This is a genomic window from Streptomyces sp. NPDC046860 (genome assembly GCF_040645115.1).
Taxonomy (GTDB): domain Bacteria; phylum Actinomycetota; class Actinomycetes; order Streptomycetales; family Streptomycetaceae; genus Streptomyces.
The window spans coordinates 287,657-309,684 of the sequence record NZ_JBEYXQ010000005.1 but is presented as its reverse complement, the minus strand read 5'-3'; the positions used below and the strand labels follow the sequence as shown (position 1 = coordinate 309,684).

Genomic DNA, 22,028 nt, shown 5'->3' with positions numbered 1-22,028 from the left:
GGGAAGCAAAAGGTCAAGAGAGGATCAAGTAACCGCGAAAGGGCGCCACTTGACCCGGCCGCCTCACGAACGCGCGGACGCGCCCCGCTTCTTGAGCATGTCCGCCATCAGCCGGATCTCGGACCGCTGGGCGTCCACCATCCCCCGCGCGAGCCGCCGCTCCGGCCCCGCCGCGCACCGGGCCGCACACCCCTCGGCCATGTGCACCCCGCCCTTGTGGTGCTCCGTCATCAGCCGGAGGTAGAACACCTCGGCCGCCCGCCCCTTCAGCGAACCGAGCTCGCGCAGCTCGGAGTCGGTCGCCATGCCCGGCATCAGCGCGCCGTCCCGCCCCGGCGGCATGTCACCCATGCCCATCCAGGTCATCGGCGGCTCGGCGGACACCTTCGGCAGCCCCCACAGGTCCAGCCAGCCCAGGAGCATCCCGCGCTGGTTGGCCTGGGTCTGCGCGATGTCGTACGCGAGCCTGCGCACCTCCTCGTCGCCGGTGCGGTCGCGCACGAGATAGGACATCTCGACGGCCTGCTGATGGTGCACGGCCATGTCCCGGGCGAACCCGGCGTCGGCCGACTCCGCCCCCGGCACCCGTACCGCGACCGGGTCGCTCCCGCCGGCCGCGTACCCCCCGGCCCCCGCGGCGACGACGGCCAGCACGGCCGCCCCCGCCGCGAGCCCGGCGTACCCGCGCCTCACTTCATGACCCCACCCGTGCAGGGGGCGCCCGGCTCCGGGGTCTGCTTGCCCTGCACGTAGGCGGCGAGGAACTTGTCCACCTCGGGGTCGGACGCGCTCTTCACGCTCACCTGGTGCCCCCAGGCCGACAGCATCAGCGGCGCGTCCTGGTCCGCGTACGGGCTCATCAGCGAGTAGGGCGTCCGCTTCACCTTGGCCGCGAGCGCGTCCACGTCGGTCTTGTCCGCCTTGTCGGTGTACGTCACCCAGACCGCGCCGTGCTCCAGCGCGTGCACCGCGTTCTCGTCGCGCACCGGCTCCTTGTACACATTGCCTTCGCAGTTGAGCCACACCGGGTTGTGGTCGCCGCCGACCGGCGGGTGCATCGGGTACGACACCTTGGTGCCGACATGCGTCCGCGACAGCTTGCCGGACCAGGTGCGCACCCCGTCCGCGCCGGTGGTGAAGTGCCCGGAGCCGCCCTTGGCGTCGGCGGCCGTGTCCTTGCCGCCGTCCGGGTCCGACTGGGAGCGCACCAGCACCACCCCGCCCACGGCCAGCCCGGCGACCACCACCACGCTCGCGGCGACGGCCAGCACGCGGTTCCGGCGCTTGCGGGCGTGCTCGGCGTTCCGCATCTCCTCTATGCGCGCGGTGCGCGCGGAGGCGGGGCCGTGCTGATCGGTGCCCATGGGGGTGTCCTTCCGCGATGCGGTCTCGGGGTCCGCTGATCGTAAGGGGGCGCGCGGGGCGCGGGGGAGCGATGTGCGACAACCGGATAATTCGAATCCCACGGCCTCCTTCCGGCCGCGCCCGCCCCCGGCCATGACGGACGGGCCGATGAACATGCAAGATGGGCGGCAGGACGGTATGTCCCCGCAGGCGGAACGTTCAGTCCGGCGACGTCCGGACGATCAAGGTCCGCAACGCGCGCGAAACGCCGATGTGGTGGGATGCTCAGGTGCCGACCGCCTCCATCGCACCACGGACAGGCGGCCTGACCAGCAAGGATGGGGAAGCGGAAGATGGACAAGCAGCAGGAGTTCGTGCTCCGGACCTTGGAGGAGCGCGACATCCGGTTCGTACGCCTGTGGTTCACGGACGTGCTGGGCTTCCTCAAGTCCGTCGCCGTGGCTCCCGCCGAACTGGAGCAGGCGTTCGACGAGGGCATCGGCTTCGACGGCTCGGCCATCGAGGGCTTCGCGCGCGTCTACGAGTCCGACATGATCGCCAAGCCGGACCCGTCCACGTTCCAGGTCCTGCCCTGGCGCGCTGAGGCCCCCGGCACGGCCCGCATGTTCTGCGACATCCTGATGCCGGACGGCTCCCCGTCCTTCGCCGACCCGCGCTACGTCCTCAAGCGGGCGCTGGCCCGCACCTCCGACCTGGGCTTCACCTTCTACACCCACCCGGAGATCGAGTTCTTCCTGCTGAAGAACAAGCCGACGGACGGCAGCCGCCCGACCCCGGCCGACAACTCCGGCTACTTCGACCACACCCCGCAGAACGTCGGCATGGACTTCCGCCGCCAGGCGATCACCATGCTGGAGTCGATGGGCATCTCGGTGGAGTTCTCCCACCACGAGGGCGGCCCCGGCCAGCAGGAGATCGACCTGCGTTACGCCGACGCGCTCTCCACGGCGGACAACATCATGACGTTCCGCCTGGTCATGAAGCAGGTCGCGCTGGAGCAGGGGGTCCAGGCGACCTTCATGCCGAAGCCGTTCTCGGAGTTCCCCGGCTCGGGCATGCACACCCACCTGTCCCTCTTCGAGGGCGACCGGAACGCGTTCTACGAGTCCGGCTCGGAGTACCAGCTCTCCAAGGTCGGCCGCTCCTTCATCGCGGGCCTGCTGCGGCACGCGGCGGAGATCTCGGCGGTCACCAACCAGTGGGTGAACTCCTACAAGCGCATCTGGGGCGGCTCGGAGCGCACGGCGGGCGCCGGCGGCGAGGCCCCCTCCTACATCTGCTGGGGCCACAACAACCGCTCCGCCCTCGTCCGGGTCCCGATGTACAAGCCCGGCAAGACGGGCTCGGCCCGCGTGGAGGTCCGCTCCCTCGACTCCGGAGCCAACCCCTACCTGGCCTACGCGGTCCTCCTGGCGGCCGGCCTGAAGGGCATCGAGGAGGGCTACGAGCTCCCGCCGGGCGCCGAGGACGACGTCTGGGCCCTCTCCGACGCGGAACGCAGGGCGATGGGCATCGAACCGCTCCCCCAGAACCTGGGCGAGGCCCTGACCCTCATGGAGCGCAGCGACCTGGTGGCCGAGACCCTGGGCGAGCACGTCTTCGACTTCTTCCTCCGCAACAAGCGCCAGGAGTGGGAGGAGTACCGCTCCGAGGTGACGGCCTTCGAACTGCGCAAGAACCTCCCGGTGCTGTAGAGGGCGGCGGGCGGCGTCACCGCACGGGCTGCCCGATCCCGATCAGATTCCCCTCGCTGTCGCGGAACCAGACGGCACGCTCGCCGGTGGACCCCTTGCTCGGGTAATTGCCCTCGACGAGGGCGATCCCGCGCTCGTCGGTACGGAAGCCCGGGGCGTCGACGCTCTCGAACCGCACGCCGCGCGAGCGCAGCTCGTCCACCACGGCGTCGAGGTCGGCCACCTCCCAGCCCATCTGGGTGAAGGTGCCGGAGGAGGCGCCGGTGGACCTGAAGACGACGAAGAAGGTGTCCCCGACCCGGTAGAGCAGCCCCCCGGGCCGCTCGTCGAAGGGCTCGAGCCCGAGCTTCTCGGAGTAGAAGCGCCGGGCCCGAGCAAGATCCTGAGCAGGCAGCCGAGTAGCCACGGCCCCGCCCCCCAACAGCCCGCTCACGCGGCGGCCCGCCCGGGCCGAACGGCAGGCACGCCGACTTCGAGACTCATATCCACGCGGGACTCCTCCGTAGACCAGGTAGACCAGGACGACACCCCTCCACGGAACCCGAAACCACCACAGCCCGCCACCGCGCCGCCGCACCCGCGAACGGCGAGAAGGGGACGTGTCGGGGGGTGTCCGCCCGCAGCGGCCGGCGAAACACCAAGCTGAACGCATCGCAGAAACACAAGTCGCCGGACCGAGGACGGACACCCCCCGGCGCGGCCCCGCCCCACGACGACGCGGGGGCGATGCACGACGGCGCGGAGGGCGACGCGAGGGGAATGCCACACGAGGTCCGGACGGCGGCACGGTTAGGCTCTGGCCAGGACCGTCCAGATCCCGAGGGGAGGCCACGGATGACGCCGGGCCGCAGGAGCAGCACGTTCACCAGACTGCTTCGGCACGGCTTCACGGACCCCTCCGGAGCGGAACGCCTCCTGGACGGCCCGGAGCTGACCCAGGTGAAGGCGGACCCCGTCCTCCTGGAGGCGCTGGGCGCCACCGCGGACCCCGACCTGGCCCTGCACGGCCTGGTACGCCTGCTGGAGTCCCAGCCCGCGGCGAAGGACCACCGCGAACTGCTCGACACCCTCATCTCCGCGAAACCCCTCCGCGACCGCCTCCTGGGCGTCCTCGGCGCGTCCGCCGCACTCGCGGACCACCTGGCCCGCCACCCCCACGACTGGCAGGAACTGGTCACCTACGAACCGAGGGACCTCCACCCGGGGATCACGGAGTTCGAACGCGGCCTGGCCGAGGCGACGGACCCGGTGTCGCTGCGGGTCGCCTACCGCCGCTGCCTGCTCTCCATCGCGGCGAGGGACGTCTGCGGCACCACCGACGTCACCCAGACGGCGGCGGAACTCGCGGACCTGGCGACGGCCACCCTGCGGGCGGCGCTGGCGATGGCGGAGGCGGACGCCCCGCAGGACGCGGCGGCCTGCCGCCTGGCGGTGATCGCCATGGGCAAGTGCGGCGGCCACGAGCTGAACTACGTCTCGGACGTGGACGTCATCTTCGTGGCGGAACCGGCCCAGGGCACGGACGAGACGAAGGCCCTGAAGGCCGCCACCAGGCTCGCGTCCCACATGATGCGCATCTGCTCGGAGACGACGATCGAGGGCTCGATCTGGCCGGTGGACGCGAACCTGCGCCCGGAGGGCCGCAACGGCCCCCTGGTCCGCACGCTCAGCAGCCACCTGGCCTACTACCAGCGCTGGGCGAAGACATGGGAGTTCCAGGCCCTGCTGAAGGCCCGCCCGGTGGCGGGGGACGAGGAGCTGGGCCGGGCGTACATGGACGCGGTGACCCCGCTGGTGTGGCAGGCGGCCGACCGGGAGAACTTCGTCGCCGACGTGCAGAAGATGCGCCGCAGGGTGGTGGAGAACATCCCCCCGGCGGAGATCGAACGGGAACTCAAGCTGGGCCCCGGCGGCCTCAGGGACGTGGAGTTCGCGGTCCAGCTGCTCCAGCTCGTGCACGGCCGCACCGACCAGTCCCTGCGCAGCGGCACCACCCTGAAGGCGCTGAAGGAGCTGGCGGCGGGCGGCTACGTGGGCCGGGAGGACGCGGCCCGGCTCGACGAGGCGTACCGCTTCCTGCGCGAGCTGGAACACCGCATCCAGCTGTTCCGGCTGCGCCGCACCCACCTCGTCCCCGAGGCGGAGGAGGACCTGCGCCGCCTGGGCCGCTCGCTGGGCCTGCGCACCGACCCGGTCGCCGGCCTGCGCCGGGAGTGGAAGCGCCACACGGGCGTCGTCCGCCGCCTGCACGAGAAGATCTTCTACCGCCCCCTCCTGGACGCCGTGGCCCAGCTCGCCCCCGGCGAGGCACGGCTCAGCGCGGAGGCGGCGAGGGAACGCCTGGTGGCCCTCGGCTACGCCGACCCCGCGGCGGCCCTGCGCCACCTGGAGGCGCTCGCCTCCGGCGTGACCAGGAAGGCGGCGATCCAGCGCACCCTGCTCCCGGTCCTGCTCGGCTGGTTCGCCGACTCCGCCGACCCGGACGCCGGCCTCCTGAACTTCCGCAAGGTCTCGGACGCGCTCGGCAAGACCCCCTGGTACCTCCGCCTGCTGCGCGACGAGGGCGCGGCGGCGGAGAACCTGGCGCGGGTCCTCTCGGCGGGCCGTCTCGCCCCGGACCTCCTGCTGCGCGCCCCCGAGGCCGTGGCCCTCCTCGGCGACGGGGACGGCGGCGGCCTGGAGCCACGCGGCAGGGCCCAGCTGCAACAGGAGATCACCGCCGCGGTGAACCGGGCGGAGAACGCGGAACAGGGCGTCACGGCCGCCCGGGGCGTCAGGCGCCGGGAACTCTTCCGCACGGCGGCCGCCGACATCGTCGGCTCGTACGGCACGGAGACCACCCCGGCCGAGCCCGACGAGGGCGTCCTCCTGGACCGCACGGGCGGCGCGATCTCGGACCTCACGGCCGCCACGCTGGCAGGAACCCTGCGCGCCGTGGTCCGCGAGGGCTGGGGCGACACCCTCCCGACGCGGTTCTCGATCATCGGCATGGGCAGGTTCGGCGGCCGGGAACTGGGCTACGGCTCGGACGCGGACGTGCTGTTCGTGCACGAGCCGAGGGAGGGCGTCGACGAGCACGAGGCCGCGAAGGCCGCCAACAAGGTGGTGGCCGAGATGCGCCGCCTCCTGCAGATCCCCAGCGCCGACCCGCCGCTGCTCATCGACGCCGACCTGCGCCCGGAGGGCAAGTCCGGCCCGCTGGTGCGCACCCTGAAGTCGTACGAGGCGTACTACCGCAGGTGGTCGCTGGGCTGGGAGTCGCAGGCGCTGCTGCGGGCGGAACCGGTGGCGGGCGACGAGGATCTGGGCCGCCGCTTCATGGAACTGATCGACCCGCTGCGCTACCCGGCCCGCGGCCTGGACGAGGACGCGGTGCGCGAGATCCGCCGGCTGAAGGCGCGGATGGAGTCGGAGCGGCTGCCGCGCGGCGCGGACCCCAAGCTGCACACCAAGCTGGGCCCGGGCGGCCTGTCGGACGTGGAGTGGACGGTGCAGCTCCTCCAGCTCCGGCACGCCTGGGAGGTGCCGGGCCTGCGCACCACGAGGACGCGCGAGGCGCTGGCCGCGGCGCGGGAGGCGGGCCTGATCGGCCCGGAGGACGCGACGGTGCTGGACGAGGCGTGGGTGCTGGCCAGCCGGGTGCGCAACGCGGTGATGCTGGTCCGCGGCAGGGCGGGCGACACCTTCCCGACCGAGCCGCGCGAACTGGCGGCGGTGGGCCGGTACCTGGGCTACGGCGAGGGCAGGGCGGGCGACATGCTGGACGCGTACCGCCGTACGGCCCGCCGGGCCCGGGCGGTGGTGGACGAACTGTTCTACGCGGGGTAGTCACCCAGCCGCGGAGCCGGCCCCGGCGCCGCCCCGGCGTCCGTCCCGGAGCCGCGCACGTGCGGCAGCCGCCCGTACCAGACCCGGGCCAGCGCCACCCCGAAGCCGAGGCACGCCACCCCGCCGACCGCGTCCAGCCAGAAGTGGTTGGCGGTGGAGACGATCACCACCAGCGTGAGCGCGGGGTAGGCGAGCCCCAGCACCCGCGCCCAGGGCACGGAGGCGAGCGCGAACACGGTCAGCCCGCACCACAGCGACCAGCCGATGTGCATGGAGGGCATCGCCGCGTACTGGTTGGACATGTGCTTGAGGTCGCCGGAGGCCATGGACCCCCAGGTCTGGTGCACCGCCACGGTGTCGATGAAGTGGCCGCCGCGCATCAGCCGGGGCGGGGCGAGCGGGAAGAGGTAGTACCCGGCGAGGGCGACGCCCGTGGTCGCGAACAGCACCAGCCGGACGGGGGCGTAGCGGTCGGGATGCCACCGGTAGAGCCACACCAGCACCCCGATGGTGATCACGAAGTGCAGTGTGGCGTAGTAGTAGTTCATGCCGATGATCAGCCAACCCACCGAGTCGGCGGCGTGGTTGACGGACGCCTCGACCGCGATGCCCAGCCGGTGCTCCAGCCACCACAGGGCGTCGGCGTTGCTCAGCGCCTGCTGCCGCTGTTCCGGGACGGCGTTGCGGATGAGGGAGTAGGTCCAGTAACTCGCGGCGATCAGCAGGATCTCGAACCACAGCGGCGGCCGCCCGGGACTGCGCAGCCGTTCGCCGAGGCGGCGTCCGGCGCCGCGCCGGCCCGTGACGGTCCGCGGAACGGCCACCTCCGCGGGGCGGCCGTCCGGGCCTGTCACGGTCGGGTCACTCATAGCTACCAAGTCTGCCAGACAAGGGATGCCCGACTGATCATCCCAAGGCCGGTGCCACCACGCATGTTCTGGGCGCGCACGCCCGGCCGGCGGGCTCAGCCGCGTGGACGCTCGCCCGGCGCGGAGGCGGTGGACCCCCGTACGACCAGCTCCGGCATGAACACGAACTCGCTGTGCGGAGCGGGCGTCCCGCCGATCTCCTCCAGCAGGGTGCGCACCGCGGCCTGCCCCATCGCCGGGACGGGCTTGCGGACGGTGGTCAGCGGCGGGTCGGTGAACGCGATCAGGGGGGAGTCGTCGAACCCGACCACCGAGATGTCGCGCGGCACGTCGAGGCCGAGCTGCCGGGCGGCCCGTATCGCGCCCAGCGCCATCATGTCGCTGGCGCACACCACGGCCGTGCAGTCCCGCCCGATCAGCGCGGCCGCCGCGGCCTGGCCGCCCTCCAGCGTGTACAGCGAGTGCTGCACCAGCTCCTCGGCCACCATGTCGGCGCCCAGCCCCAACTGGTCCTGCATCGCCCGGACGAAGCCCTCGATCTTGCGCTGCACCGGCACGAACCGTTTCGGCCCGAGCGCGAGACCGATCCGGGTGTGGCCCAGCGACACCAGGTGCGTGACCGCCAGGCTGGTCGCCGCCCGGTCGTCGGGGGAGATGAACGGCGCCTGCACCTTCGGCGAGAACCCGTCGACCAGCACGAACGGCACGCCCTGCGCGCGCAGTCGCTCGTAGCGCTGCATGTCGGCGGTGGTGTCGGCGTGCAGCCCGGAGACGTAGATGATCCCGGCCACCCCCCGGTCCACCAGCATCTCGGTCAGCTCGTCCTCGGTGGAGCCGCCCGGGGTCTGGGTGGCCAGCACCGGGGTGTAGCCCTGACCGGTCAGCGCCTGGCCGATGACCTGGGCCAGCGCGGGGAAGATCGGGTTCTCCAGCTCGGGGATGATCAGGCCGACCAGGCCCTCGCTGCGCTGACGCAGCCGCACCGGGCGCTCGTAACCGAGCACGTCCAGCGCGGCCAGGACTGACTGGCGGGTGGTGGCGGCGACGCCCGGCTTCCCGTTGAGGACCCGGCTGACGGTCGCTTCGCTCACCCCCGCCTGTGCGGCGATGTCCGCAAGCCGTGTGGTCACGCCTGTGGACTGTACCGGCCGCACCTGGCCCGGCGCACCGGCGGGACGCCGTGCGCGGGCGGCCGAACGGCCCGCCGTGGATTGCCGCGTCATCGCGCTCCTCGCCCCTTGTGGGAATGTCGTCGCTCGCGCCCGCCGGAGGTCCGCCCGGCAAGAGGCCGCAAGGGGATGATCCCGGCGGCGGCCCCGCGCGGCAAGAGCTTGCAGAGTCTTGCACAAGTGTCCGTCAACCCGTCTACCGGCGGTAGACCAGTATTTCGACAAGGTCTGGCGCAGGTCACGACACGGTAACCCGGGCGTCTTCTTGCACTTTTTTTCTGCAAGGTCTTTCGCGGCGCTTACAACGCTGTTACGTTCCGAGTCGCCCGGCCGCGGCAATGGCGCAGTCGGCACGACGCGGGTGGCGGCAGACGGGGCCGCCCCTGCAATCTCGGGCTTTTCACCCTCAAGGAGAACTCATGCGGCGTGGCATAGCGGCCTCCGCGCTCGTGGCGTCCCTCGCCCTCACGGCGACGGCCTGCGGCGGGAGCGACGACGGCGACAGCAAGTCGGACGGCCCGGTGACCCTCACCTGGTGGGACACCTCCAACGCCACCAATGAGGCGCCGACGTACAAGGCCCTGGTCGAGCAGTTCCAGGCCGCCAACAAGAACATCAAGGTCAAGTACGTCAACGTGCCCTTCGACCAGGCCCAGAACAAGTTCGACACCGCCGCCGGCTCCAAGGGCGCCCCGGACATCCTGCGTTCCGAGGTCGGCTGGACCCCGGCCTTCGCCAAGAAGGGCTTCTTCCTCCCGCTGGACGGCACCGAAGCCCTCGCCGAGCAGGACAAGTTCGAGCCCAACCTGATCAAGCAGGCCCAGTACGAGGGCAAGACCTACGGCGTGCCGCTGGTCACCGACACCCTCGCGCTCGTCTACAACAAGGCGCTGTTCAAGCAGGCCGGCATCACCAAGGCCCCGGCGACCTGGGACGAGCTGAAGGAGGCCGCCGCCAAGGTCAAGGACAAGGCGAAGGTCGACGGCTACTGGGGCTCCACCCAGGCGTACTACGCCCAGAGCTTCCTCTACGGCGAGGGCGCCGACACCGTCGACGTCTCCGCCAAGAAGGTCACCGTGGCCTCCGCCCCGGCGAAGAAGGCGTACGGCACCTGGCTGAGCACCTTCTCCGGCAAGGGCCTGCACAAGGCCGACACCACCGCGGACGCCTACGCCCACATCCAGGACGCGTTCGTCAACGGCAAGGTCGCCTCGATCATCCAGGGCCCCTGGGAGATCACGAACTTCTACAAGGGCTCGGCCTTCAAGGACAAGTCCAACCTCGGCATCGCCACCGTCCCGGCCGGCTCGGCCGGCAAGGCGGGCGCCCCGACCGGCGGCCACAACCTCTCGGTCTACGCCGGCTCGGACAAGGCCCACCAGGACGCGGCCCTGAAGTTCGTGAAGTTCATGACCTCGGCCAAGTCCCAGGAGACCATCGCGCTGAAGAACTCCACGCTGCCGACCCGCGGCGACGCCTACACCTCCCAGGTCAAGGCCGACCCCGGCATCGCCGGCTACCAGGGCGTGCTCCCCGCCGCCCAGCCCCGCCCGGCGCTGCCGGAGTACAGCTCCCTGTGGGGTCCGCTGGACACCGAGCTGCCCAAGGTGGCCGGGGGCAAGGAGCCGCTGGACAAGGGCCTGAGCAACGCCGAGCTGGCCATCGCCAAGCTGGTGCCCGACTTCAGCAAGTGAGCCCGTGTGGCCGCCGGGTTCCCCCGCCGTGGGGGATGAGGGGAACCCGGCGGCCACCGGTCGCCCGACCCAGCCCGCCCCCGAACTCGTAGAAGGTGTCGCACCATGACAGTCGCCATCGACCGCGCGACCGGCAAGCGCCGCGATGAGCGGCCGCCCCGGCCCGGTCTCGGGCAGCGCCTCAGGAACGGGTACCAGAGGTACTGGTACGCCTACGCGATGATCGCGCCCGTGGTCGTCGTGCTCGGGGTGCTCGTGGGCTACCCGCTGGTGCGGGGCGTCTACCTCACCCTCACCGACGCCAACAGCCTCAACTCGGCGCGCACCATCGGCGTCAACCACATCGAGGCCACCTACGAGTTCATCGGGCTCGACAACTACCAGGACATCCTCTTCGGCCCCACGGCCTACGACCGCTTCTGGTCGCACTTTTTGTGGACCGTGTTCTGGACCGCCGCCTGCGTCACCCTGCACTACGTCATCGGCCTCGGCCTCGCGATGATGCTCGACCAGAAGCTGCGCGGCCGCACCGTCTACCGGCTGCTGCTGGTGCTGCCCTGGGCCGTGCCCACCTTCGTCACCGTCTTCTCCTGGCGGATCATGCTGGCCGACTCCGGCGTGCTCAACCAGGTCCTCGGCGCCCTCCACCTGCCCCAGCCGGCCTGGCTGGAGGACACCTTCTGGCAGCGGTTCGCCGCCATCATGGTCAACACCTGGTGCGGTGTGCCGTTCATGATGCTCTCGCTCCTCGGCGGACTCCAGTCCATCGACTCCACGCTGTACGAGGCCGCCGAGATGGACGGCGCGACCGCCTGGCAGCGCTTCCGGCACGTCACCCTGCCCGGTCTGCGCTCGGTCAGCTCCACCGTGGTCCTGCTCGGCGTGATCTGGACCTTCAACCAGTTCGCCATCATCTTCCTGCTGTTCGGCCCCACCGGCGCCCCGGACGCGCAGATCCTCGTGACCTGGGCCTACTTCCTCGGCTTCGGACAGCAGCCGCGCGACTTCGCCCAGTCCGCCGCGTACGGCGTCCTGCTGCTGTCGATCCTGACCGTGTTCACCTCCTTCTACTTCCGCTGGCTGAAGCGCAATGACCAGCTCGCCGTCTGACGCCGCAGGAGCCGCCGCCATGAGCACCACGACACCCCCCGAGACCGCTCCCGGCCGCCCGCTCACCGCCGCCGGGGCCCCGGCCGCCGCCCCGCCCCGCGCGACCCGCCGGCGCGGTGAGCGCGGACCGCTCGGCACCGCCCTGCTGCACGGCGGCCTGGTCCTGGCCAGCCTGATCGCGCTGGTCCCGGTGGCCTGGCTGTTCTTCCTGTCGCTCGGCCCGGACAAGGACGACTACCTGCACCCGGGCAACATCTTCGGCAAGGCGGGCTTCTCCAACTACGCCTTCGTGCTCCAGCACACCGGCTTCTTCGACTGGTTCAGGTCGACGATGATCGTGGCGCTCGGCACCACCTTCATCGGCGTCTTCGTCGCCGCGACCACCGGCTACGCCGTCTCCCGGATGCGCTTCCCCGGCTACAAGCAGCTGATGTGGGTCCTGCTGCTCACCCAGGCGTTCCCGATCGCCATCCTGATCGTGCCGATGTACGAGATCTTCGTCGAGCTGGGCCTGATCGACACCTACTGGTCGCTGATCCTCATCAACTGCACCACCGCCGTGCCGTACAGCGCGTGGCTGCTCAAGGGGTACTTCGACACCATCCCCTTCGAGATCGACGAGGCCGGCCGGGTGGACGGGCTCACCCCCTTCGGCACCTTCTTCCGGCTGATCCTGCCGCTGGCCCGGCCGGGCCTGGCCGTCGCCGCCTTCTACAACTTCATCACGGCGGTCAGCGAGGTCGCCTTCGCGACGACCTTCATGCTGGACGACTCCAAGTACACCTTCGCCGTGGGCCTCCAGACCTTCGTCAGCGAGCACGACGCGCAGTGGAACTACATGGCCGCCACCGCGGTGCTGATCGCGATACCCGTGTCCGTGTTCTTCTACCTCGTGCAGAAGAACCTCGTCACCGGCCTCACCGCGGGCGGCACCAAGGGCTGACGCCCCGCCGCACCCACGCACCAACGAACCGAACCTCGTCACGCACCAAGGACGCCATGAGCCAGCAGCACCTCGCAGCCCCGGCCGACGAAACCGCCGCCGACCCCGCCGCCCGCCACCGCGACTGGTGGCGCGGCGCGGTGATCTACCAGGTCTATCCGCGCAGCTTCGCCGACAGCAACGGCGACGGCATGGGCGACCTGGAGGGGGTGCGGGCCAGACTGCCCTACCTGCGCGACCTCGGTGTGGACGCCGTCTGGCTCAGCCCGTTCTACGCCTCCCCGCAGGCCGACGCCGGCTACGACGTGGCCGACTACCGGGCCGTCGACCCCATGTTCGGCAGCCTGCTCGACGCCGACGCGCTGATCCGCGACGCCCACGCGCTCTCCCTGCGGATCATCGTCGACCTCGTCCCCAACCACTCCTCCGACCAGCACGAGTGGTTCAAGCGGGCGCTCGCCGAGGGCCCCGGTTCGCCGCTGCGCGAGCGCTACCACTTCCGCCCCGGCAAGGGGAAGAACGGCGAACTCCCGCCCAACGACTGGGAGTCCATCTTCGGCGGCCCCGCCTGGACCCGGGTCACCGAGCCCGACGGCACGCCCGGCGAGTGGTACCTGCACCTCTTCGCGCCCGAGCAGCCCGACTTCAACTGGGAACACCCGGCCGTCGGTGACGAGTTCCGCTCCATCCTGCGGTTCTGGCTCGACATGGGCGTGGACGGCTTCCGCATCGACGTGGCCCACGGCCTGGTCAAGGCCGAGGGCCTGCCCGACCTCGGCGCCCACGACCAGCTCAAGCTGCTCGGCAACGACGTGATGCCGTTCTTCGACCAGGAGGGCGTGCACGAGGTCTACCGCCAGTGGCGGACCGTCCTGGACGAGTACGCGGGGGAGAGGATCTTCGTCGCGGAGGCGTGGACGCCGACCATCGAGCGGACCGCCCACTACGTCCGCCCCGACGAGCTGCACCAGGCGTTCAACTTCCAGTACCTCGGCACCGACTGGGACGCGGCCGGGCTGCGCGAGGTCATCGACCGCACGCTCGCCGCGATGCGCCCGGTCGGCGCCCCGGCCACCTGGGTGCTCTCCAACCACGACGTCACCCGGCACGCCACCCGCTTCGCCAACCCGCCCGGCCTCGGCACCCAGATCCGCACCGCCGGTGACCGCGACCTGGGCCTGCGCCGGGCCCGCGCGGCCACCCTGCTGATGCTGGCGCTGCCCGGCTCCGCCTACCTCTACCAGGGCGAGGAACTTGGTCTGCCCGACGTGGTCGACCTGCCCGACGAGGTGCGCCAGGACCCCGCCTACTTCCGGGGCGAGGGCCAGGACGGCTTCCGTGACGGCTGCCGGGTGCCGATCCCCTGGACCCGCGAGGGCTCCAGCCACGGCTTCGGCGACGGGGGCAGCTGGCTGCCGCAGCCGGCGGGCTGGGGCGAGCTGAGCGTGCAGGCGCAGACCGGCGTGCCCGGCTCGACGCTGGAGCTGTACCGGGCCGCGCTCGCCGCCCGGCGCGAGCAGCCCTCGCTCGGCGCGGGCGAGGACATCGAGTGGCTGACCGCTCCCGAGGGCGTCCTCGCCTTCGGGCGCGGGGAGTTCACCTGCGTCGCCAACACCACCGGCGCCCCGGTCACCGTCCCGGCCCACGGGCGGGTGCTGCTGGCCAGCGGGGAGATCCGCGAGAGCGCCGCCGGTGCCGAGATCCCGGCCGACACCACGGTCTGGTGGACCACGGCCTGACAGCCGACTTCTGAAAGTTCCCGCATCAACTTCCCACGGCCCGCTGCCTTTTCAGGTGGCGGGCCTTTAACATCTGCGTCACCGCAAGTTTGCTGAAACATTTCAGCAAGGGCATTCAGTCCTGCGGCAACAGCCTTCAACGACGAAGGAACCCCCACATGGCACGCAGAACCCTCACCGTGGCGCTCGCCCTCGCGGCCGCCGCCTCGGTTGGCATGTACCCAACTACCGCACAGGCCGCCCCGCCCGGCACCAAGGACGTCACCGCCGTCCTCTTCGAGTGGAACTTCGCCTCCGTCGCCCGCGAGTGCACCACCACCCTCGGCCCCTCCGGCTACGGCTACGTGCAGGTCTCCCCGCCCGCCGAGCACATACAGGGCTCGCAGTGGTGGACCTCGTACCAGCCCGTCTCGTACAGGATCGCCGGCCGCCTGGGCGACCGCACCGCCTTCAAGAGCATGGTCGACACGTGTCACTCGGCCGGCGTGAAGGTCGTCACCGACACGGTGATCAACCACATGTCCGCGGGCAGCGGCACCGGTACCGGCGGCTCGTCGTACACGAAGTACAACTACCCGGGCCTGTACTCGTCGCCCGACTTCGACGACTGCACCGCGCAGATCAGCAACTACCAGGACCGCTGGAACGTCCAGCACTGCGAACTGGTCGGCCTGGCCGACCTGGACACCGGCGAGGAGTACGTCCGCAAGACCATCGCCGGGTACATGAACGACCTGCTCTCGCTGGGCGTCGACGGCTTCCGCATCGACGCGGCCAAGCACATCGACAAGGCGGACCTCGCCAACATCAAGTCCCGGCTGACCAACCCGTCCGTGTACTGGAAGCAGGAGGTCATCTACGGCGCGGGCGAGGCCGTCCAGCCCACGGAGTACACGGGCAGCGGGGACGTCCAGGAGTTCCGCTACGCCTACGACCTCAAGCGGGTCTTCAACAACGAGAACCTCGCCTACCTGAAGAACTACGGGGAGGGCTGGGGGTACATGAGCGGCTCCACCTCGGGGGTCTTCGTCGACAACCACGACACCGAGCGCAACGGCAGCACGCTCAACTACAAGGACGGCGCCAACTACACGCTGGCCAACGTGTTCATGCTGGCCTATCCGTACGGCGCCCCGGACATCAACTCCGGCTACGAGTGGTCGAACGCGGACGCCGGGCCGCCCAACGGGGGCAAGGTCAACGCCTGCTGGCAGGACGGCTGGAAGTGCCAGCACGCCTGGCCCGAGATCAAGTCCATGGTCGCCTTCCGCAACGCCACCCGCGGCCAGGCCGTCTCCAACTGGTGGGACAACGGCAACGACGCCATCGCCTTCGGGCGCGGCAGCAAGGGCTTCGTGGCCATCAACCACGAGCCCTCGTCCCTGTCCCGCACCTACCAGACCTCGCTGGCGGCGGGCACGTACTGCAACGTGCAGAACAACACCACGGTGTCGGTGAACTCCAGCGGCCAGTTCACCGCGAGTCTCGGCGCCAACACCGCGCTGGCCCTCTACGCGGGCAAGTCGAGCTGCTGAAGCTCCTCTTGAGGGGTCTTCCGGCGAACCGTCCGTCGTATACGGGCGGTTCGTCCCCCGCTCATCGTTGAAATTTCTTTCTTCATGTTTCACAAGTCTTGCTGCAAGGCTTTCGGCGGCGGTACGGTCACGCCGCGTCCGGCAGCGAAGCCGTGCCGCAGGCCCTAGGGAGTGTCTCCCCGATCTTCGCGGGCCCGCGACGCCTGGCACGGCACCTCGCCGCACGGCCGAATCGCCCAAGTACATCCAGTACGAGGGCGACTCGACCGCACGCCGAGGCACCGCACCAGACGCCGCGGCCTGATCCACGAAGATCGAAGAGACACCCCCTAGGAGTTGTGCCCGTGAGACCGATCTGGCAGGCGCGCCGGTCGCGCCGCACCCCCTACCGGCGCCGGGCGGCGACCGTCGTCGTGGCGGCCCTCGCCGCTTCCCTGGTGACGCCCCTGTCCGCCCATGCGGCGAGCCCGCCCGCGCCCCCGTCCGACGCCCGCCTCGCCGCCGAGCCCGCGCGGCACGACGACACGCGTGAGCAGTTCTACTTCGTCATGCCGGATCGTTTCGCCAACGGCGACCGCTCCAACGACCGCGGCGGGCTGACCGGTTCGCGGCTGAGCACCGGCTACGACCCCACCGACAAGGGCTTCTACCAGGGCGGCGACCTCAAGGGCCTCACCCGGCGCCTCGACTACATCAAGGGCCTCGGCACGACCGCCATCTGGCTCGCCCCGATCTTCAAGAACCGCCCGGTGCAGGGCTCGGGGGCCGACGCGTCGGCCGGCTACCACGGCTACTGGATCACCGACTTCACCCAGGTCGACCCGCACTTCGGCACCAACGCCGACCTGAAGGGCCTGATCGCCCAGGCGCACGCCAAGGGCATGAAGGTCTTCTTCGACGTCATCACCAACCACACCGCCGACGTCGTCGACTACCAGGAGAAGTCCTACGACTACCTCTCCAAGGGCGCCTTCCCGTACCTGACCGAGGACGGCCGCCCCTTCGACGACTCCGACCACGCCGACGGCCGGAAGAGGTTCCCGGCCGTGGACACCTCCTCCTTCCCGCGCACCCCGGCCGTGCGCAGCCGCGACAAGGTCCCGGCCTGGCTCAACGACCCGACGATGTACCACAACCGGGGCGACTCCACCTTCGCGGGCGAGTCCGCCGAGTACGGCGACTTCTCCGGCCTGGACGACCTGTGGACCGAGCGTCCCGAGGTGGTCAGCGGCATGGAGAGGATCTACCAGCGCTGGGTGCGCGACTTCGCCGTCGACGGCTTCCGCATCGACACCGTCAAGCACGTGAACATGGAGTTCTGGACGCAGTGGGCCACCGCGCTGGACCGCTACGCGGCCGCGCACGGGCGGAAGAACTTCTTCATGTTCGGCGAGGTCTACTCCGCCGACACCTCGGTCACCTCCCCGTACGTCACCCAGGGCCGCCTCGACGCCACCCTGGACTTCCCCTTCCAGGACGCCGCCCGCACCTACGCCTCCCAGGGCGGCAGCGCCAAGAAGCTCGCCGGGGTCTTCGGGGACGACTACAAGTACACGACCGACAAGGCCAACGCCTACGAGCAGGTCACCTTCCTCGGCAACCACGACATGGGCCGCATCGGCTCCTTCCTCAAGCAGGACGCCCCGGACGCCTCCGACGCCGAACTCCTGCGCAAGGACCGCCTCGCCAACCAGCTCATGTTCCTCAGCCGGGGCAACCCGGTCGTCTACTACGGCGACGAACAGGGCTTCACCGGTTCCGGCGGCGACAAGGACGCCCGCCAGACCATGTTCGCCTCCAAGGTCGCCGACTACCTGGACGACGACGAGATCGGCACCTCCCGCACCCACGCCCGCGACGCCTACGACACCGGCGCCCCGCTGTACAAGGACATCGCGGCCCTGGCGAAGCTCCGCAAGGCCAACCCGGCCCTCACCGACGGCGTCCAGACCGAGCGCTACGCGGCCGACGGCGCCGGTGTGTACGCCTTCACCCGCACCGACGCGCGCACCGGCGCCGAGTACGTGGTCGCCCTCAACAACGCCGCCACCGCGCGGACCGCGTCCTTCCGGTCCGGCTCCGCCCGCATGACCTACCAGGCCCTCTACGGCACCCACGGCACGGTGCGGACGGACGCCGGCCGCGAGCTGACGGTCACCGTTCCGGCCGGGTCCGCCGTGGTCTACAAGGCCACCGGTCCGCTCGGCAGGCCCTCGGCCGGGCCGGAGCTCACCCTGACCGCCCCCGCGGCCGGGGCCACCGGCACGGTGGAGGTCGGCGCCGACGTGTCCGGCGGCGGCCTGAACCGGGTCGTCTTCGCCGCGCAGGTCGGCAACGGGGCCTGGAAGACGCTGGGTTCGGCGGACCACGCCCCGTACAAGGTCACCCAGGCCATCGGCAAGGACGTACCCGCCGGGACCGCACTGCGCTACAAGGCCGTGGTGATCGACTCGGCCGGGCGCACCGCCGGCGCCCTGGCGACCAGCACGACCGGCACCGTACCCGCCCCCGAGACCCCCGCCGCCGCCTCCCGTGACTACGCGGTGGTGCACTACAAGCGGGCCGACAGCGACTACGCGAACTGGGGCCTGTACGCCTGGGGCGACCTCGCGGACGGCGAGGCCACCCAGTGGCCGGCCAGCCACCCCTTCACCGGCCGCGACGCCTACGGCGCCTTCGCCTACGTCAAGCTCAAGCCGGGCGCCTCCAACGTCGGCTTCCTGGTCATCGACAAGGACGGCAATAAAGACGTCTCGGCCGACCGGACCATCGACGTCACGAAGACGGGTGAGGTCTGGATCGAGCAGGGCAAGCCCGAGATGCTCACCGAACGGCCCGAGTACCCGGCACAGGACCAGGACAAGGCCGTACTCCACTACCACCGCGCCGACGGGAACTACGACGGCTGGGGCCTGCACACCTGGACGGGTGCCGCGAACCCCACCGACTGGTCGAAACCCCTGACGCCGGTGAAGACTGACGCCTATGGCGCGGTCTTCGAGGTACCGCTCACCGAGGGTGCCGGCAGTCTCAGCTACATCCTGCACAAGGGCGACGAGAAGGACCTGCCCACCGACCAGTCCCTCGACCTCAAGGCCGACGGCCACGAGGTGTGGCTGTTGAGCGGCCAGGAGAAGTACCTGCTCCCGCAGCCCAAGGGCAGCGCGGCCGCGCTCGACCCGAGCACCGCCAAGGCGGTCTGGATCGACCGGGACACCCTCGCCTGGAACGGCGTCGAGGGCGCCGCCTCCACCCAGCTCCTCTACTCCCGCGACGGCTCGATCGCCGTCAAGGACGGGACCCTGACCAGCGACGACGAGCGCTGGCTGCGGCTGGCCAAGGGCACGCTCACCGACGCCCAGAAGGCGAAGTTCCCGCACCTGAAGGACTACACCGCCTGGACCGTCGACCCGCGCGACCGGGACCGCGTCCGCGAGGCCCTCACCGGCCAGCTGGTCGCGTCCCAGCGCGCGGCCAACGGCGCGGTGCTTGCCGCGACCGGGGTGCAGATCGCCGGGGTGCTGGACGACGTGTATCCCGGAGCGGCCAAGGCGGACCTCGGGCCGGTCTTCCACGACGGCAGGCCCACCCTCTCCGTCTGGGCGCCGACCGCCCAGAGCGTCTCGCTGGAGCTGGACGGCTCCCTCAAGACCATGCGCCGCGACGACACCACCGGCGTCTGGTCCGTCACCGGCCCCGCCTCCTGGACGGGCAAGCCCTACCGGTACGTGGTCAAGGTGTGGGCGCCCACCGTCGGCAAGCTCGTCACCAACTCGGTCACCGACCCCTACTCGGTCGCCCTGACCGCCGACTCCGAGCGCAGCCTGGCGGTCGACCTCGCCGACCGCTCCCTCGCCCCCGAGGGCTGGGCCCGGCTCGCCAAGCCCAAGGCGGTGCCGCTGAAGGACGCGCAGATCCAGGAACTGCACATCCGGGACTTCTCGGTGGCCGACGGGACCGTCCCGGCGAAGGACCGGGGCACCTACCTGGCCTTCACCGACAAGAACGGCGCCGGCTCCAGGCACCTGCGCGAGCTGGCGAAGGCCGGCACCTCCTACGTGCACCTGCTGCCCGCGTTCGACATCGCCACCATCCCCGAGAAGAAGGCCGACCAGGCCACCGTCGACTGCGACCTGGCCTCCTTCCCGGCCGACTCCGACAAGCAGCAGGAGTGCGTGGCGAAGGCCGCCGCCAAGGACGCCTACAACTGGGGGTACGACCCGTTCCACTACACGGTCCCCGAGGGCTCGTACGCCACCGACCCCGACGGCACCGCCCGCACCGTGCAGTTCCGCGAGATGGTGCAGGGGCTCAACCAGGACGGGCTGCGGGTCGTCATGGACGTCGTCTACAACCACACGGCGGCCAGCGGGCAGGCCGACACCTCGGTGCTCGACCGGATCGTGCCCGGCTACTACCAGCGGCTCCTCGCCGACGGCAGCGTGGCCAACTCCACCTGCTGCGCGAACACCGCGACCGAGAACACCATGATGGGCAAGCTCGTCGTGGACTCCATCGTCACCTGGGCCAAGCAGTACAAGGTCGACGGCTTCCGCTTCGACCTCATGGGCCACCATCCCAAGGGCAACATCCTCGCCGTCCGCAAGGCGCTGGACGCGCTGACCCTCGCCAAGGACGGCGTCGACGGAAAGAAGATCATCCTCTACGGCGAGGGCTGGAACTTCGGCGAGGTCGCCGACGACGCCCGGTTCGTGCAGGCCACCCAGAAGAACATGGCCGGCACCGGCATCGCCACCTTCTCCGACCGGGCCCGTGACGCCGTGCGCGGCGGCGGCCCCTTCGACGAGGACCCCGGCGTCCAGGGCTTCGCCTCCGGTCTGTACACCGACCCCAACTCCTCGACCGCCAACGGCACCGAGGCCGAGCAGAAGGCCCGGCTGCTGCACTACCAGGACCTGATCAAGGTCGGCCTGACCGGCAACCTCGCCGGGTACCGCTTCACCGACAGCGCGGGCAAGGAGGTCACCGGCGCCGGGGTCGACTACAACGGCTCGCCCGCCGGATACGCGGCCGCCCCCGGCGACGCCCTCGCCTACGCGGACGCCCACGACAACGAGTCCCTCTTCGACGCCCTCGCCTTCAAGCTGCCCAAGGACACCCCGGCCGCCGACCGGGCCCGGATGCAGGTGCTGGCGATGGCCACGGCCGCGCTCTCCCAGGGCCCGGCCCTCTCCCAGGCGGGCACCGACCTGCTGCGCTCGAAGTCGCTGGACCGCAACTCCTTCGACAGCGGCGACTGGTTCAACGCCATCCACTGGAACTGCGCCGACGGCAACGGCTTCGGACGCGGGCTGCCCCCGGCCGCCGACAACCAGTCCAAGTGGAGTTACGCGCGGCCCCTGCTGAGCACGGTGAAGGTGGGCTGCCCGCAGATCACCGGCGCCTCCGCCGCCTACCGTGACCTGCTGCGCATCCGGACCACCGAGGACGCCTTCTCCCTCGGCAGCACCGAGCGGGTGCAGGACCGGCTCTCCTTCCCGCTCTCCGGCGAGGACGAGACGCCGGGCGTGATCACCATGCGCCTGGGCGACCTGGTCGTGGTCTTCAACGCCACACCCCAGCGGCAGGACCAGCACGTCCCCGCCCTCGCGGGCACCGCCTACCGTCTCCACCCCGTCCAGGCGTCGGGCACCGACGAGGTGGTCAAGTCGGCCTCCTACGCCCCCGCTTCGGGCACCTTCACGGTCCCGGCGCGGACGGTGGCGGTGTTCACGGCCGGCGGTTGACGGCCGCCGAGGCGGGCGGCCGCGAGTCCGCCCGCCTCAGCGTGCCCGCTTGCTTACCGGCCTCACTTCGCCCCGTCTTGCGGGCAGAGTGAGGCCGACCCTCGTCGATGACGCGTGCGCGCTTCCGGGACATCCTTCCTCCTGTAGAGCTCGAAATTGTCCGGCCAGAATGTCGCCGGCCGCTTACGGGTGGCTCCGCAGAAGCTGCGGCGACGCTACCGTCACGCTGACCCGAGGACTCGCACCGCCAAGTCGTCCCGTCACCGACTGTGGCGCACTGCTGATTGTCGGTAGCATCGATCCTCACTCGGGCGGGGTCACGACAGCCGAGCGTC

The 22,028-nt window shown here is 70.8% G+C and carries 13 protein-coding genes; 8 read left to right on the top strand and 5 right to left on the bottom strand.

Translation table 11 applies throughout. The features are described 5' to 3' along the window. Window positions 1-63: 63 nt before the first annotated feature. Window positions 64-693 (bottom strand): DUF305 domain-containing protein, encoded by a 630-nt coding sequence (locus ABZ898_RS10600; RefSeq protein WP_361655420.1) that lies wholly within the window; start codon window positions 691-693, stop codon window positions 64-66. Continuing rightward, complete coding sequence (locus ABZ898_RS10595) at window positions 690-1,364, bottom strand: DUF3105 domain-containing protein (RefSeq protein WP_361655417.1); 675 nt, start codon at window positions 1,362-1,364, stop codon at window positions 690-692. Before ABZ898_RS10595 ends, ABZ898_RS10600 begins: the two co-directional genes overlap by 4 nt. A 333-nt stretch (window positions 1,365-1,697) precedes the next feature. Between ABZ898_RS10595 and ABZ898_RS10590 the strand changes: the two genes are divergently transcribed. After that, window positions 1,698-3,059: a glutamine synthetase family protein gene (locus tag ABZ898_RS10590; protein ID WP_030807800.1), complete on the top strand. Its 1,362-nt coding sequence runs from the start codon at window positions 1,698-1,700 to the stop codon at window positions 3,057-3,059. A gap of 16 nt (window positions 3,060-3,075) precedes the next feature. Here the strand turns inward: ABZ898_RS10590 and ABZ898_RS10585 are convergent, their stop codons facing one another. Further along, window positions 3,076-3,465 (bottom strand): VOC family protein, encoded by a 390-nt coding sequence (locus tag ABZ898_RS10585; protein ID WP_361655413.1) that lies wholly within the window; start codon window positions 3,463-3,465, stop codon window positions 3,076-3,078. A gap of 428 nt (window positions 3,466-3,893) precedes the next feature. On the opposite strand from ABZ898_RS10585, the gene ABZ898_RS10580 reads away from it, so the two are divergent. Further along, a complete protein-coding gene (locus ABZ898_RS10580) occupies window positions 3,894-6,887 on the top strand; it encodes a bifunctional [glutamine synthetase] adenylyltransferase/[glutamine synthetase]-adenylyl-L-tyrosine phosphorylase (RefSeq protein WP_361655410.1) in 2,994 nt (997 codons plus the stop codon). Here ABZ898_RS10580 and ABZ898_RS10575 read toward each other — a convergent pair. Further along, the gene (locus ABZ898_RS10575; RefSeq protein WP_361655407.1) at window positions 6,875-7,756 is read right to left on the bottom strand and encodes a phosphatase PAP2 family protein; all 882 of its coding nucleotides are present in this window, start codon (window positions 7,754-7,756) and stop codon (window positions 6,875-6,877) included. The two genes, ABZ898_RS10580 and ABZ898_RS10575, sit on opposite strands and share 13 nt — an antisense overlap. 95 nt (window positions 7,757-7,851) lie before the next feature. Next, window positions 7,852-8,886 (bottom strand): LacI family DNA-binding transcriptional regulator, encoded by a 1,035-nt coding sequence (locus tag ABZ898_RS10570; RefSeq protein WP_361655404.1) that lies wholly within the window; start codon window positions 8,884-8,886, stop codon window positions 7,852-7,854. Window positions 8,887-9,344: 458 nt separating this feature from the next. Between ABZ898_RS10570 and ABZ898_RS10565 the strand changes: the two genes are divergently transcribed. The 6 genes from ABZ898_RS10565 to pulA all read left to right on the top strand — a co-directional run bounded on the left by ABZ898_RS10565 (window position 9,345) and on the right by pulA (window position 21,693). Beyond that, on the top strand, window positions 9,345-10,619 hold the full coding sequence (locus ABZ898_RS10565) for an extracellular solute-binding protein (protein WP_361655402.1): 1,275 nt from the start codon (window positions 9,345-9,347) through the stop codon (window positions 10,617-10,619). A gap of 105 nt (window positions 10,620-10,724) precedes the next feature. Further along, the gene (locus ABZ898_RS10560) at window positions 10,725-11,729 is read left to right on the top strand and encodes a sugar ABC transporter permease (protein ID WP_361655399.1); all 1,005 of its coding nucleotides are present in this window, start codon (window positions 10,725-10,727) and stop codon (window positions 11,727-11,729) included. Between the two features lie 19 nt (window positions 11,730-11,748). Beyond that, complete coding sequence (locus tag ABZ898_RS10555) at window positions 11,749-12,672, top strand: carbohydrate ABC transporter permease (RefSeq protein ID WP_361655397.1); 924 nt, start codon at window positions 11,749-11,751, stop codon at window positions 12,670-12,672. A gap of 56 nt (window positions 12,673-12,728) precedes the next feature. Beyond that, the gene (locus ABZ898_RS10550; RefSeq protein ID WP_361655394.1) at window positions 12,729-14,411 is read left to right on the top strand and encodes a glycoside hydrolase family 13 protein; all 1,683 of its coding nucleotides are present in this window, start codon (window positions 12,729-12,731) and stop codon (window positions 14,409-14,411) included. A 158-nt stretch (window positions 14,412-14,569) separates the two neighbouring features. After that, window positions 14,570-15,946 carry an alpha-amylase family protein gene (locus tag ABZ898_RS10545; protein WP_361655392.1) on the top strand — a complete coding sequence of 459 codons (1,377 nt, stop codon included), beginning with the start codon at window positions 14,570-14,572 and terminating at the stop codon, window positions 15,944-15,946. Window positions 15,947-16,290: 344 nt separating this feature from the next. Then, entirely contained in the window at window positions 16,291-21,693 is a 5,403-nt protein-coding gene (gene pulA, locus ABZ898_RS10540; RefSeq protein WP_361655389.1) for a pullulanase-type alpha-1,6-glucosidase, read from the top strand. Window positions 21,694-22,028: the final 335 nt, after the last annotated feature.

Excerpts from the sequence above, each read along its gene's own strand:
- ABZ898_RS10555 (WP_361655397.1), top strand. The coding sequence starts at position 11,749 with ATGAGCACCACGACACCCCCCGAGACCGCTCCCGGCCGCCCGCTCACC.
- ABZ898_RS10595 (WP_361655417.1), bottom strand. The coding sequence starts at position 1,364 with ATGGGCACCGATCAGCACGGCCCCGCCTCCGCGCGCACCGCGCGCATA.
- ABZ898_RS10565 (WP_361655402.1), top strand. The coding sequence starts at position 9,345 with ATGCGGCGTGGCATAGCGGCCTCCGCGCTCGTGGCGTCCCTCGCCCTC.
- ABZ898_RS10580 (WP_361655410.1), top strand. The coding sequence starts at position 3,894 with ATGACGCCGGGCCGCAGGAGCAGCACGTTCACCAGACTGCTTCGGCAC.
- ABZ898_RS10545 (WP_361655392.1), top strand. The coding sequence starts at position 14,570 with ATGGCACGCAGAACCCTCACCGTGGCGCTCGCCCTCGCGGCCGCCGCC.
- ABZ898_RS10550 (WP_361655394.1), top strand. The coding sequence starts at position 12,729 with ATGAGCCAGCAGCACCTCGCAGCCCCGGCCGACGAAACCGCCGCCGAC.
- ABZ898_RS10560 (WP_361655399.1), top strand. The coding sequence starts at position 10,725 with ATGACAGTCGCCATCGACCGCGCGACCGGCAAGCGCCGCGATGAGCGG.
- ABZ898_RS10575 (WP_361655407.1), bottom strand. The coding sequence starts at position 7,756 with ATGAGTGACCCGACCGTGACAGGCCCGGACGGCCGCCCCGCGGAGGTG.
- ABZ898_RS10590 (WP_030807800.1), top strand. The coding sequence starts at position 1,698 with ATGGACAAGCAGCAGGAGTTCGTGCTCCGGACCTTGGAGGAGCGCGAC.